Source organism: Ihubacter massiliensis (assembly GCF_024125305.1).
Taxonomy (GTDB): Bacteria; Bacillota; Clostridia; order Peptostreptococcales; family Anaerovoracaceae; genus Hominibacterium; species Hominibacterium faecale.
Genome location: NZ_JAMXVH010000001.1, coordinates 113,776 through 128,487, shown reverse-complemented (window position 1 = coordinate 128,487; position 14,712 = coordinate 113,776). Strand labels below are relative to the sequence as shown.

Here is a 14,712-nt window from a genome sequence, read left to right as displayed (position 1 = left end):
AACTTTGCGTCCCGTCCTAAAAGCTTTCTTTCAGCTGGCCTGTGCGGTATGCGTTTACCAACGCCTTCAGCTCTTCCACTTCCTGTTCCAGTTCCTTACCCTGGTCAGTGTCGCGGACAGTCATTCTCTTTGGCAGCGTTTCGACGGTAGTGATCTTGGGCGCATGGAACACCTGTGTTCCATCCTCCTTTAAAGGCTCATAAGGCTTGTGCTCCGAAAGCGCCATATATCGGGAGTTAAAAATAAAGGTATAGCCTGCGATTCCCGTCTGTTTCTGATACGCCTTGGAAATACCCCCGTCGATGATAATCAGCTTGCCGCCGCCTTTGACCGGGCTCTCCCCATCTTTAATCTTTACCGGCACATGTCCGTTGAGGATGTGGGAAGTCTTTGGTTCCAGTCCGAATTCTTCCAAAATCTTTTCGCAGATCTCTTTGTCGTTGATCAGCTTGTAATAAACCGTCGTATGTTCTTTGTGGGATTTTTTATCAGCAATGAAGCACCGTTCAAAGGTGGTCATCTGATCTTTTCCGAACAGCGGCGAATTATTGCTGAGCCACAGATACCACATAATATCCCCGGATCTGCCGATCTCTTCAGACTCGTCGGGCACGAAATAGGCTTTCCTCACCTGCTCATCCAGGTAATCCATGTATTCCTTACCCTTTTTTGTAACCCCGTTAACCGTGCAATCCTTGAATTCCCCGTCTTCGGTCATGGGGATGCAGCCATGATACAAAAGGTTGCCGTTAATGCGTTTATAAAGGCTGCCGTGGCTGTAAATAAAGCGTATATGCTTTTGCAGTTTTTCACTCTGGAGGAAGGCCGCCTCCAAGGATTGGAGGGTTTCTTTTTCTTCCTTTGTCAGTTCGTAAGGATGGGCCGGGTCGATAGTGGGAAAATTTTTATCCCGCAGTTCATAAGTAACCCCTTTGATCTCAATGGTCCCATGCTCATAGTCCACTTTATCCAGCATCATCCTGTGTTCCAGCTTGTATTCCGGATGGGCCATAATCCGCTGACCTTCTACCTTGAACTGGCAGATGGCGATCGCCTTGTTCATCTTTGCCGCCAAATCTTCGTCTACCGGATCGTACTCGTTTTCATCCAAAATTTTAGGTTTGAAAAACTCGCAGGGGTCATCCCCATAAACAGTGGTTGCCAAAATCGCCAGGGGCCGGAGATTGATGCCATAACCGATTTCCAGCATATCGAAATTGTTGTAGCTGATATTCATTCTGAGAACGTTGGTGATGCATGCCCAGTTGCCGGTGGCCGCTCCCATCCATACGATGTCGTGGTTTCCCCATTGAAAATCCACGTCATGATAGTCCATCAAAAAATCCATGATTTCGTCAGGATGGGCCCCTCGGTCCCAAATATCTCCAATGATATGGAGCCGGTCAACCGCCAAATTGCTAATTAAATTGGACAGTTTGATAATGAATTCTTCTGCAACCCTGCACTCTATGATCGAGTTGATGATCTCGCTGTAATAGTGAGCCTTGTTCGCTTCGTCATCCGCGTGAAGCAGCTCATCCATGCTGTAGGATAGATACTCCGGAAGCCGTTTTCGGACTTTTGAGCGGGTGTACTTTGTGGAGACGGACTTGCAGATCTCAACCAGCTGGTAGATGGCTGATCTGCACCATTTATCAAAATCCTGTTCGGAGGCCTTTCTCCGTTTCAGTTCCGCTTCTGCGTTGTAAACCAGCGATGCCAGTCCTTCCCGCTCTTCTCTGGATAAATCCGGGCCAAAGATTTCATCCACTTTTGAACGAATGACGCCGGAAGCGCTTTTCAGCATGTGAATAAATGCTTCGTGTTCACCGTGCAGGTCGCTCAAAAAGTATTCGGTTCCCTTTGGCAGCGCCAGGATTGCACTCAGGTTGATTATCTCAGCGGAAGCCGCTTTAATATTTGGATAATCCTTGGACAAATGCCTTAAGAATTGTTCATCAATCATACTTGTTCCCTTCTCTTTACAAAATGATAGAAAGCTAAATTAACTGTATAGACTGTTTTATTTTATCATAAGTCAATTATTGCCGCAACGAAGATATCCTTCTGATCCAGATAAGATTCCAGTCGGTTCTGATAATTCGCCGCTGGTTCGTTCAGTTTTCTAAAATCGTGACAAATGTTGTTAAGTTTTTTGTATTCATAAAATCCCACCTCAAATCATACAAAAAAACCGAATTCAATATTCGAAACCATTCGTTTTTTTAATGGAAAGCTGGCACTGCATACAATTTTTTTGAATATGCCGTTAAACCGGAAGTGGAATGTGAGTTTATCGAGTATCAGGACGGAGAATTTGGATGCGGCGTGAGGACAAACGTCAATATGTAGTTTATCCCTTCAAATTGTCCGCTGCTTCAGGATTATCTGCAATAATCTCTCCAACAGTCGGACAGCCATCCATGTTTGGACAATCCCCGCATGTCGTCACGCTTTTTTTCAATGCACACTGACGAATTTCGCAAAGATTATCACAGAATACGGTTTTGACCCCTTCAGTGCGACAGCCCAGACAGTTGATGTGTTCAGGCAAAATGGGCGCATTATTCAGCTCTGCCCATTCCCTCGCGGTTTTCTCACGTAACGCTTGATCGTCATTGATTGTTGCAATATATGCATCACATTTTTCGCAATCCAAACCGCAGTATGCAATCATCTTTCTCATGGTTATATACCTCCTCAAGTTCTAAGTTTGTCTATTTTATAATAATTCCTTTTTCTAAAAGCAATACCTTCGTCTTTTCAAATCGTTCGGCATTTTGCACCCCTATATATTCATGCTTTTGCCATGCTGTTTTCTCCCTGCCAAATTCCTAGTTAAGCGGAGATTTGTATTGCATGAAATACTTACCGCTCGATTGAAAGAAAAGGAGGAAAGGTATCAGCGCCATCACTGCGCCGCATAGTTTTTGTGTTTACGTCAAAACACTTACCTTCGTATTCATAGTGTAGTTTTCCAGTTCGTAAACCAATCCCTTTGTAAACAGCGTTTTGCCATCCACATTCTTTTCAATGAAGTTAATGATTTCTTTCATCTTGAAAATCTCCTACTCTCCTAATACGCCTTTTACGAATAGGGCGTAATACAATCAGCCCGTCGATATTTTGAGAAAACAAATCAAACCGACAAACGAGGATCTATCAATCCAAAGCTACAAGGTCAGACTGTTCATAGCCGTTATGCCCCTGCAATTGTTTTTTATAGTTCCAACACTTAATTGCTTCCTCTAACGTTTTTCCTCGGTTGTCCGCAAAAAAAGCTCGGATATAGGTGTTATATTCAAACTGTTTATCAATTTTTGTCTTTCCTTTTTTCTTATCTTCAAGGATTTGATAATAAGCTGCAATGGCTTCCTTATAAGTTTTTCCTGCATTGCTTTTCAACCATTTTTGAAAAGCCACATTAAAAGAAAAGCGATTTCCAATATGTTCCTTAAAAAATGTCCGATGCTTTTCTGAACAAACAAAATCAACTTCGATTATTGTATCCTCGCTAATATCGGATACGGTCATTACGTTTCTCTTTACTTTTGAAGGTTCTTGAATTTCACCGGTATCAAGAAAACAAGCAATTCGATCTGTTATTTGCAGCTTTCCACCAGAAACAGGCAGGCCGTTTTTCCTGCAAAAGTCTACTAATTCTTCTTTCAAATAATAGAAATCACGAAATGTTTTGCTATCTAAATTTTTATCTAAAACAGGTCTTTCCGTCATAGTGTTCCCCTTCTCAAATTCCAAATTATCTCTCCCGTTTCAAGTAGACCATATCAACGAGCTGTTTCCCATCCTCAAACATGGGATGGTCATAGTTGTCCGTAAAAAAGTTTTTTATGCGATGGGATTCCGCAAAGCCGCATTTGTGATAAAAGTTAAGTGCGGAAGGGACGTCGCCAGTTCCAACCAGCATTGTGTTACAGTCAGCGTAATGGGAAAACAGAAAATCGATCGTTCTTTTGCCATAACCTTTTCGTTGACAGTCTGGTAAAACCGCAATGTTTTTCAGTTCATAAACACCGTCTGCTTCTTTCGTAATTACACATTCGGCCTTTACTCCATTGTCGTTTAAAACAAACATTTCGCCACGTTCCAGGTACTTGTCTACCATGTTTTCCTGTTCGTCGGCTAACAGCAACAAATCGAGATATGCTTTTTTATTGTGTGTGACTTTTTGTATGTTCATAAGCGGTCACCTCCATATTATATTTTTCCAGCTTGCCAAATTCACCTGCTTCAAGCTATGTAGTTTATCCCTTCAAATTGTTCACTGCTTCAGGATTATCTGCAATAATTTCGCCAACAGTTTGACTATTTTATAATAATTCCTTTTTCTAAAAGCAATACCTTCGTCTTTTCAAATCGTTCGGCATTTTGCACCCCTATATATTCATACCGCAAAATCGTTTTATAGCCATTTTGCATGGAATCGATTGCAGTACTTTTTATACAGGAATTTCCATCAATGCCTGCCATTTCAATTTCTGTGATCTGATTTTGCCTCAAAATTTCTTGCAGCTCTGGATTAGAAAAAGCACTGGCTGATTCTTTGCAGATTATATATTCAGAGTTGATGTTCAAATTCTCAGCCAACTCATTTGTTTTCCTGCCGCTCCTGAGCCTTTTTGTATTTTTTACATATACAATAAGCTCTTTGTCGGCAGTTGCTCTTTGAATCCTCTCGTTTACGCAAGCAAGTAATAAAGGCGGGTATTTTTCTATATAGCCCTCTTGCAAATCGATTACAAGTAATGCTTTTGCCATGCTGATTTCTCCCTATCGAATTCCTAGTTAGTTTATAATTATTTATTTAGTCTCACTGAAATATTCGTTTAATATTTTTGCTAAAATCTTCGGCTTTTCTTCATTTACAAATGAAATTGTTTCACCCCAACTTGTTGACTTATGACCCGAACCATGTATAAAAATGTACTTCACCAACTCTTCCTTTCAAATTCCGATTTGTTCCATTATAACAAAATGGTCGGCATAAGCATAGCACTGTATCTTCATTATCTCAATATCCAATATTCTAAGTTTCAACTAGCTTTGTCCACAACTTAAAAGGACTTCCAAAGCAGCCCCCAAGTTATCTCTATTCAAAATAGTCCAGCAGCCTTGCTATAAGCTCATCTGCCGGCCGGTCGGCCGCTTCCTTGCAGTTTAAGCGGAATAGGAAATGAATGGTCGTTTTCTATCTTACTCTACTGCCAGCGCCTTATATACTTCACAAAATCGCTCAAAGCCGTCTTCCCCAAGAACAAAAATATTCGGCATATAGGCGCAGCGATTTTTTGAATAGTTGATGCGGTCAATACCTTGATCGAATATGGTGTGATTGGACAATGCCACATCCACATGCATTGTTTTTGCAGTCCGAATAAAATGATCGATCGAATCCAAATACTGTTTGGTTCCTTCTTGATCGTTCCACGGAGGGGTGGCCCCGCCAAACAAAGCAGCCATATGTTGGACTCCGTTTTCCATTACCGGAAACAGATAACTTAGGCAGCCGGGCGTATGTCCAGGTGTGCCGCATACAAAGATTTTTTTATCTCCGGCATCAATTGTTTCCCCTTCATCAATGTAACAATCAATTTCAAAATCTTTCCAGGTTTCCGGGCGGTCCGGCTTGGTTGGATGCTCCCTCCAGAACTGATCATCCACTTTCGAAAGATAGGTTTTGGCCTTATGGCGGTCAACCAGCCATTTCCCGCAGCCAGTATGGTCAACGTGTCCATGGGTTATCACATACTTGTAAATATCTTCTGGGTTCCAGCCGACATCGATAATTGCAGAGATAATCGCATCGTATACGGCTTTGGACGGCCATATTCCGTCAATTACTACGAGACCTTCGGCAGTCTGCCAAACGAAACAACTGGTTTCTTTCTGTGCCACGACCAGTAAGTCATCAAAGATTTGACAATGCGTAAACCATGAGAAATCCTCCATTCTTTGTATCGTTTGTTGTGTGAAAACAGGTTTCTTTTTTAAATTCATCGCACTTACCTCCAAATTCATAGTTTCAAGCCGCCTGCTGTTATTATACCTTGCAAGCGGCGTTGCAGCATATTTTTGCTGCGACTAAAATATCCGATCATTCCATTTAATTTTTTAGGAAGATGCTAAATTATGGTTTATTAGAATATAATGCTTTTATCAAGTTTCATTATCTCAATGCGCAATCATTCTTCGGCAACCCGCTTTATCAACAGTTTAAAAAAAGCACCTGTCCTCAAAATTGAGTGGGTGCTTTTATATCTGCGTATTCGTTTCTCCCATCTCCAGCCGGTATCTTGATAAATCCATCCGTCTTTTATCCATATAAAGCTACACCTTCTCCCGCAACGTTCCGATAAAACGGAAGGATATCCTGCTCTGGAACCATATAGGACGATTTTGTAGACGTGATTTGGTAGTAATTTTAAGACTGCCCGGCAATCAAATTCAAGATTCCATTGGGAAGAATGCCAAGTGCTGATCTGAACCAAAAGTCCGTATGTCTGTAAGGCGCAGTATGTCCTCCACAACCGAAATTTATCAACAAAGATTCAGCTTATGAAAGTAGGCCCATAAATCATCTGCATATTTTGATATGGAGATGCTACTGGCTCGCTCTTCTATATCTTTCATTGCATACTTTACCAGATTTTCGCTGTCCCCTTCTTGATAGTTCTTTAGAATTTCCGACTTTCCTCTGCCAGTTTTCACAAAATGCTTTTGGCAATAATCTTCAAAGGTGCTGATTTTTTCAAAGTAATCTTTATAATCGGATAGAGTAGAATAGTCTTGCTTCAATCTATTTAAAAACAGATCCATAGAATCGTAATAATTCAACTTTTTGCTCGTTCTTCCAATATTCATAGGAAGAAGCCAGAAGTTCGCCAGGCAGTGATACGTCTCATAATAATTTTGTAAATATATTGGCCATTTACTTTTTGGTGTTCTGCTGCGATTGGTCTTACCGGCATTGGAAGTGATATTGGCTATTGAAGCAAAGCTATTCATAGTGTCGCCAGCAAATTCCTTGTTGACAAATTTTCCTTTTTCATCCAAAATCGTTTGATCCAAAATGTCTTGATAAATGATTTCATAAAAGCCTACTGCAAAGTCTGACATATCTTCATCAGCAGCTCCGTAGTATTTTTGCCCGGTCAATATTTTGCCCTGTTCATAGACAATCTCCGAGTAATTTTTGTTACATGAAATGGACGTTACCAATATGTCATGCACTTGTTTTTGTTTTAACTCATCGCTCAATTGCATATTTTGAAGCCTCACTATTTGTCTCACCGGCCAGTAGCTGCTTCTTTGCTGGCATCTAGCCGCACAAAGGAGACTTATTCGAGTGCTGGCTTGTGCTTTTTGGTTTACCATAATGAAAACGGGGGAATTTGACTGAAATTGGTGTAATCCCAGACGCCTAGCGGCTTCATGGAGCAAATCGCATCTCATGCGAAAGCTCCCTTATTGCTCGATACAGGCCATTTTTATATAGGTCTTTTCTGCTATTTTTATGTACCTCATTTTTAAGATTTTTGTACTCCCATGCGCTACGTCTTATACTCCCTTTGTACTCCCAATTCTACGCTATTTTAGGATATTTCCAGGTTGCCAAAGAATCCTTGCAAACCCGTTGATTTTACCGTATTTCATGCAAATCAAACGGAGTCGCCTGGTAAACGTAGTAATTAAGCCAGTTGGAAAACAGCAGGTTGGCGTGGGCTCTCCAGCGGAAAAGGACCTCCTTCTTCGGATCGTCGTCGCGAAAATAATTCGCCGGGACCTGAATATCCATCCCTTTCTTGATATCCCGGAAATATTCTCCGGCCAAGGTGTCCTTATCATATTCCTGGTGGCCCAGCACAAAAATTTGTCTGCCGTTTTCTGTGGAGATCACATGGGGTCCCACTTCCGGCGATTCGGCCAGGATCCGCAGCTCCGGATGCTCCAGCACTTCCTCTCTGCGTATCTGTGTATGGCGGGAATGGGGCGCATAGAATATCGAATCGAACCCCCGCATAAGCGGATTGTGGGCTCTGGTCACACGGTGCTCAAATACACCGAAAACCTTCTCATCCAACAGATGTTTGTCAATGCCATAATAATAATATAGCGCTGCCTGTGCTCCCCAGCAGATGAACATGTTGCTGTAGACATGAGTTTTACAGAACTCAAAGATTTCGCACAGCTCCTTCCAGTAATCCACCTGTTCGTAAGGCATCTGTTCCACCGGCGCGCCAGTAAGAATCATACCGTCAAAGTATTCATGTTTGATCTCGTCCAGGGTCTTGTAAAAAGCATCCATATGCTCTTGTGAAATATGGGTGGACTCATGGGAGTCCATCTGAACCAAAGTCATTTCCACTTGCAGCGGACTGTTGGCCAGCACCCGCGCCAGCTGCGTCTCAGTTGCAATTTTCGTAGGCATCAAGTTCACGATGACGATTTTCAGAGGACGAATGTCCTGGGTCATCGCTCTGGCCCGATCCATTGTAAAAATGTTTTCATTCTGCAGCGCTTCCGCTGCCGGTAATTGATTTGGTATGATTAAAGGCATTTATCTCCCTCTCTTCTGCTATGATATTTTTTATATGGGTGTCTTTTCAGGAAATTATTCCCATTTATGTTCGAAATACGGTGATTTGGACCTAATGTCCATATAAAATTGGACTTTTATGGGTAAAACGGAGCAAGTCCCAGGGATTTTCGCAATGGTTAGCGCAAACTTTCGCAATCAATCGCCGCAATAGCTAGCAAATTAGTCATTCTCGCAAAAACAAATAGGAATAATTTGCAATTTTTCTATGGACATTGCCATGATTTTTGCCCATATCGAATAGAAATCGGCAAAAAAACTTAAAATCGGGACTCCCGGGGCGCGCAGCCAGGCATAAACCAGCAAGCACCGCAGCGGCCCCTGCCCGCAAAGCACACCTTAACCCGGCCGTACAAAACTATTTCACCTGCGCAAGCGCCTGATCGAAATCATAGATAATATCGTCGATCGATTCCAGTCCCACGGATACACGGATCAGCGAAGGGCTGATTCCCGCTGCGATCTGCTCCGATTCGGACAGCTGCCTGTGGGTCGTGCTGGCCGGATGGAGCACAGAAGTGCGGATATCACCCACGTGGACCACAATGCTGGTCAGATCCAGGTTTTCCAGGAACTTTTCTCCCGCTGCCTTGCCGCCTTTGACGCCGAAACAGAGCACGCCGCTGGTTCCCTTGGGCAAATACTTCTGGCCCAGCTCATAATACTTGTCCCCCGGCAGTCCCGGATAAGCCACCCACTCTACCATGGGATGATCCTGCAAGTGCTTTGCCAGAGCCATGGCATTTTCGCAGTGGCGCTCCATTCTCAAATGGAGAGTCTGGAGTCCCTGGTGGGTTAAATATGCGTTCAGCGGCGCCATCGCGCAGCCAAAGTCGCGCACCAGAACAGCCGTCAACCTGGTGCAGAACGCAGTCGGTCCGAATTTTTCATAAAACCGCAGGCCGTGATAGCTTTCATCCGGCTCAGTCAGTCCTGGGAATTTACCGGAAGCCGCCCAGTCAAATTTGCCGCCTTCCACAATCATGCCGCCCACGCAGCTGGCATGGCCGTCCGAATACTTGGTGGTGGACTGAATCACGATATCCGCGCCCAGCTCCAGCGGCCGGCACAGAGCCGGAGTCGCCAGCGTGTTGTCCACAACCAGAGGTACGCCGATCTCCTTTGCGACTTTGGAAAATTTGTCAAAATCCAGGATACTGAGCGCCGGATTTCCCAGAGATTCGCCGAATACGGCCTTCGTATTGGGCTTTGCCAGCTTGAGGATTTCTTCGGCAGGAAGATCCTGGTCCACGAAATCCACATCAATGCCCAGCTTTTTCAGGGAAACGCCCAGCAGGTTGTGAGTTCCCCCATAAATATTGGAGGCGGAAATGACATGGTCGCCCGCATTGCACAGGTTGAGGACGGTAATCAACGTTGCCGCCTGCCCGGACGAAGTCGCGATGCCGGCTGTTCCCCCCTCCAGGAGAGCCATTTTCTCTTCTAAAACTTTAACGGTCGGGCTTGCCAGCCTTGTATACATGAAATTGGGACTTTCCAGATCAAAGAGCTCCGCAACGTCCTGCGCATTATAATAGCGGTAAGTGGTGTTCTGAACAATCGGAGGTACCTGCGGCTCGCCGCTGCCAGCCTTGTACGCCCCGTGTACGCATTTTGTTTCAAATGCCGGTTTCCGTTCCTTTGTCATAATTGTATTTCTCCTGTTCCTTATTATAGATATTGAATATATTACACTATTTACATATAAAAAACAAGAAGGAGGCAGTTCGTTTCCAAACTGCCTTCTCTGTATGTATGGTATACTTTTTCGTATCTTATTTGTGATAACGACTTAAAAGATTAAGTGTGCGATTGGGCATACGATAATCAAGCTGATAATAGTTCTTTCCAGGAAGATCAAGAATAACTCCCACAGTCTTACAGGGAGCTTGGAAGCCAAAATCAGGCCGCCCACTTCAGATAGATAGATAAGCTGTGTTACGGATACCACTGCGACGATAAACTTTGTCATGGCGTCGGTAACACTTTCTGCGATGATAATCGAAGGCGTGAACATATCGATAAAGCCTACGATCATCGTCTTTGAAGCTTCAACAGCTTCAGGAACCTGTAATACTTCCAGAAGCGGCAGGAACACCTTGCCCAGAATCTCAAAAATCGGGGTGTTGTTTGCCAGCACCAGAGCCACCGTACCGATGGCCATAACAGTGGGCAGTACGCCGAACCACATTCCAACAGCATTCTTCATGCCGTTTTGGAAGAAATGGCCGATGCCCTTCTGCTCGTCGGTTCTCTTTAATGCCAGGTCCAGTCCATATTCTCTGGTTGATTTATACTGGGATGGAATCGTTTCCGGCATAGCCTTGCCTTCCACCACATATGTATCCTTTTTCAGGGACAGCGGCGGGATTCTGGGAACGATAATGGCGCAAATTACGCCTACCAGACAAATGAGCAGATAGTACAGACCAAAATACTGCATCAGATCTACCTGAGCCAGGACAACGATACTGAATGTAATGGATACTGCTGAGAACGTCGTTGAGATAACAGAAGCCTCTCTGGTGGAATAGTAACCGCTTTCATATTGATTGCAGGTCAGCATAACGCCCAGGGTGCCGTCTCCGATCCAGGAGGTGATACAGTCTACTGCCGCACGTCCCGGAATCTTGAATAGCGGCCGCATAATTCTTGTCAAAAGGGCGCCGACAAATTCCAGCAGGCCGAAATCCAGCAGCAAAGGCAGCAGCAGTGCCGCAATCAGGAAGATGATAACCAGTACCGTGAGCAGCTCTCCCAGTACAAAGCCTCCGGCTCCGCCGTCGGTAATCATATGCAGGATCCCGGTCTCGCCTTCTCCAGCGCCGATTTCCAGGAACGTCAGCCAGATGAACACGGCTCCCAGGATTCTCACAATTACCCAAACAATACTTACTGAAAACGTATCCTTCAAAACCACATGTTCTGTGATAAACTTCGGCTTGCCTAAAGAAATTAATGACATGATTGCTGAAACGGTTACAATGATAACACATAAAATAGGCAGAACGCCGCCTAATGCACTGCCGATCATATCCGCTATGATTTTTACAAAGATCGTCCAGCTTCCGTCGTACTTGACTGGAATCATAAACAGAATAATGCCGACAATTGAAGGAACTAAAAACTTAACCAGCCGATTGCTCTTCTTATTGTTCTCCATAGATACCTCCTTTCGTATAACCATACACCTATATTATAGCATACTATTCACCCAGATCAATCCTGGGTTATGTTCTTTTTAAACTCAATATAAGTTGCTAGGAAATACAGCAGGTATACCGCCAGGAAAAGGACCAGCGAGACTCCATAGTAATACAGCACCGGCGTGTGGGTCCCCGTATAAAAGATAAATTTATGGCTGGCAAACACAGAAACCGCTCCGCTGAGAAAGGCCGCCGCCAAAGCCGGACACAGATAATAGATCAAAAGCTGCCTTAGCACTACCCGGTTGATCTCCCGCTCCGTAAGCCCCAGTTTGCTCAGCACCCGGTAGCGGAACTTATATTTAGCCGAATCTCCCAGCTGCTGCACAGACAGGATGGTCATGGCTACGCACAAGAACACAATGCCGATGTATAAGAGCGGATAAGAGACTGCCGTAATGACGAACCGGGTTTCTTCCAGCAGATTGGTTCTGACCAGAACCGTATCCTCCATGGAGATCACCTGATTCGTGCCAAATCCCCAGGTAATGTCCATCTTCATATCACCCGTCTCCTCATCTTCATAATCCTGAAGAGCGCTCAGCTTCTCCTGCAGACCCTGCGGCGCATCTCCCTCAAGGTCGGCTGCCAGAAGTGAATAAAAGGGTTTCATCCCCGCAGCCGCGCTGTCGGGAACCACCAGCACATAGTCTGCGCCGTTTTCTCCGCACTGGGAAAAGGGAATAGTGGAAATTCCCTGGCAGCGCAGGTGTTTTCCGCCGGCTGCCAGAGTCTGGGAAGAAGCAAAGCCTTCCAGCGTATCCCGGTCCCGGTCCTGGGTTTGAATCAGATACTGATCCTCTTTCAAGCGGACCGCCTCATATCCCAGCATGCGGCGCAGCTTATTGTAGTCCGACAGCTTCATGTAGGTATCATAATCAAAATATTCCCCCTGTCCGTATTCCGGCTTCTTTTCTTTCATCGGGGTCACATGATCAAAATAGGGCAGATGATCGTAGAGATATTGGTTTACCGGATCGTTTCCGTTCTCATAGATGCGGTAGACCAGTTCTTCCTTTACCTGGTTTTCTTTTCTCAGGATATCCCGCTGGGCTGAAAAATCATCATCCGTCTTGTCGCTGAACACGATCACATCAAAGGGAAGGCGGGCGTCCAGCTCCGTTTTCTGAAAATCGTTGAACATCATTGCGATGGAACAGCCGATCATCGCCGCTGTGAAAAGGATGGTCAGAGAACCCATGGTAAAGCTCATGGTCTTGATCTTGGAAGCCATCTGGCGGAGAAGGAACAGGCCGGCTCCTTTATAAATCCGCTTGCCTTTTCTATGGATGTAAGCGGCCAGCATACCGGAAAGACCAATGTAAAACAGATAGATGCAGACGATCAATCCCAGGACCATGGGCAGCGCAGCGGCCAATGTAATTGCTCCTGTAAAGAGACAGACAGCAAAGATTGCAAAATAGACCAGGGAAACGATCAGCCAGATCCCGGAGAGCTTGCGCGTCTTTTTGTGAAGCTTCTCATTCTGTTTATCCAGATAAATCAAATCGTGGATGTTCATCTTTTTAAATTGCTTTTTATTTTTTAAAAGGGCAAAAAAATAAACCAGGAAATACAGACACACGGTCATGAGCAGGCCCCAGCCGCTGAAATCAAGGGATAAGTGGTACGGCTTATCGAAAAGGCTGTAAATGATCGAGGTCAGAACCTGCTGGAAAAAGAGACCCGGCAAAAGTCCCAGCAGAAAAGCCGCGGTTCCCAAAACCCCGTTTTCCCGCATGAACAGACGGCTGATCTGCTTTTTGGTCATTCCCAGGAGCATGTAGGTCCCCAGTTCCCGGCTCCGTTTCTCCAGCATAAAACGGATGATATAGTGAATCAGCCAGGCGATGATAAAAATAATAAAGAACGTCGCCAAACTGAGCATAACGGCCATCATCGCTCCGCCTTCCCGGTAGAGTTTTACCAAATCCTTGGAAAAAATCATGGAGTCAAAGGCGAACATCAATGCGGCAATCACCGCCATGGTAACCAGATAGATGAGATAGTCCCCCATGGAGCGGCGGGCGTTGCGAACAGCTAGTTTATTCAACATGGGAAAGGTCACCTCCCGTAAGGGACAAAACATCCAGGATTTGACTCAAAAACTGCCCCCTGTCCTTCTCCCCTCTGCGAAGCTCGTGGAAGATTTCTCCGTCCCGCAGAAAGAGGATCCGGCTGCAATAGCTGGCGGAAAAAGCATCGTGGGTGACCATAAAAATCGTCGCATTGAGCTGGGTGTTCATGGTTTCAAAGGTGGTCAGGAGGATCTGGGCTGACTTGGAATCCAGCGCTCCTGTGGGCTCATCGGCAAAGATCAGCTGGGGCCGGTTGATCAGCGCTCTTGCGCAGGCGCATCTCTGTTTTTGTCCGCCGGAAACCTGATGGGGAAATTTGTCTTTGATGTCCCCGATTCCCAGCCGTTCCATAATCTCAGCCGTTCTTTTCCGTATTTCCTTTGCCGGCTTTTTGTGCAGAGCCATAGCCAGGGTGATGTTCTCTTCCATTGTAAGGGTATCCAACAGATTAAAATCCTGAAAAACAAAACCCAGCCGTTCTTTACGGAACTGGGCCAGCTGATCGTCGCTCAGGGTTGTAATATCCAGGTCCCCATAGTAAATGTGCCCGGAAGTTACCTGATCAATGGTGGACATCAGGTTGAGCAGAGTGGTTTTTCCCGAACCGGAAGCGCCCATAACGCCCATGAATTCCCCCTCTTTCACCTCAAAGCTGACCCGGTTTACGGCTTTTGTCACATGGTCTTTGCTGCCGTAATATTTTTCGATATCACAGATTCTGATCGTTTCTTTCATCAATATGTCTCCTTTCCTTGTGATATCTCAAGTATAGACGGTGCAGGAAGGCGGATGTATCGCTTTTGCTTACATG

At 44.9% G+C, this 14,712-nt stretch carries 12 protein-coding genes; all 12 read right to left on the bottom strand.

Annotated features, from left to right (window positions below):
* Positions 1-16 precede the first annotated feature (16 nt).
* Positions 17-1,966 (bottom strand): fructose-1,6-bisphosphatase, encoded by a 1,950-nt coding sequence (locus NIA71_RS00620; RefSeq protein ID WP_148396693.1) that lies wholly within the window; start codon positions 1,964-1,966, stop codon positions 17-19.
* 387 nt (positions 1,967-2,353) lie between these two features.
* Positions 2,354-2,686 (bottom strand): DUF3795 domain-containing protein, encoded by a 333-nt coding sequence (locus tag NIA71_RS00615; protein WP_148396694.1) that lies wholly within the window; start codon positions 2,684-2,686, stop codon positions 2,354-2,356.
* A gap of 476 nt (positions 2,687-3,162) precedes the next feature.
* A complete protein-coding gene (locus NIA71_RS00610) occupies positions 3,163-3,759 on the bottom strand; it encodes a DUF6434 domain-containing protein (protein WP_367177827.1) in 597 nt (198 codons plus the stop codon).
* Between the two features lies 1 nt (position 3,760).
* Complete coding sequence (locus NIA71_RS00605; RefSeq protein WP_148396695.1) at positions 3,761-4,201, bottom strand: GNAT family N-acetyltransferase; 441 nt, start codon at positions 4,199-4,201, stop codon at positions 3,761-3,763.
* A gap of 125 nt (positions 4,202-4,326) precedes the next feature.
* On the bottom strand, positions 4,327-4,779 hold the full coding sequence (locus NIA71_RS00600) for an isochorismatase family cysteine hydrolase (RefSeq protein WP_148396696.1): 453 nt from the start codon (positions 4,777-4,779) through the stop codon (positions 4,327-4,329).
* 435 nt (positions 4,780-5,214) lie between these two features.
* Positions 5,215-6,018, bottom strand: a complete 804-nt coding sequence (locus NIA71_RS00595; RefSeq protein ID WP_148396697.1) for an MBL fold metallo-hydrolase — start codon at positions 6,016-6,018, stop codon at positions 5,215-5,217.
* Positions 6,019-6,558: 540 nt separating this feature from the next.
* Positions 6,559-7,473 carry a hypothetical protein gene (locus tag NIA71_RS00590; protein ID WP_253019362.1) on the bottom strand — a complete coding sequence of 305 codons (915 nt, stop codon included), beginning with the start codon at positions 7,471-7,473 and terminating at the stop codon, positions 6,559-6,561.
* A 187-nt stretch (positions 7,474-7,660) separates the two neighbouring features.
* Positions 7,661-8,578, bottom strand: a complete 918-nt coding sequence (gene metA / locus NIA71_RS00585; protein WP_148396698.1) for a homoserine O-acetyltransferase MetA — start codon at positions 8,576-8,578, stop codon at positions 7,661-7,663.
* Between the two features lie 397 nt (positions 8,579-8,975).
* Positions 8,976-10,265, bottom strand: a complete 1,290-nt coding sequence (locus NIA71_RS00580; protein WP_148396699.1) for an O-acetylhomoserine aminocarboxypropyltransferase/cysteine synthase family protein — start codon at positions 10,263-10,265, stop codon at positions 8,976-8,978.
* Positions 10,266-10,409: 144 nt separating this feature from the next.
* The gene (locus NIA71_RS00575) at positions 10,410-11,780 is read right to left on the bottom strand and encodes a YjiH family protein (protein ID WP_253019361.1); all 1,371 of its coding nucleotides are present in this window, start codon (positions 11,778-11,780) and stop codon (positions 10,410-10,412) included.
* A gap of 56 nt (positions 11,781-11,836) precedes the next feature.
* Positions 11,837-13,879, bottom strand: a complete 2,043-nt coding sequence (locus NIA71_RS00570; RefSeq protein WP_227754863.1) for an FtsX-like permease family protein — start codon at positions 13,877-13,879, stop codon at positions 11,837-11,839.
* On the bottom strand, positions 13,869-14,636 hold the full coding sequence (locus tag NIA71_RS00565) for an ABC transporter ATP-binding protein (RefSeq protein WP_148396702.1): 768 nt from the start codon (positions 14,634-14,636) through the stop codon (positions 13,869-13,871). The genes NIA71_RS00570 and NIA71_RS00565 overlap by 11 nt, the downstream gene beginning before the upstream one ends.
* Positions 14,637-14,712 lie beyond the last annotated feature (76 nt).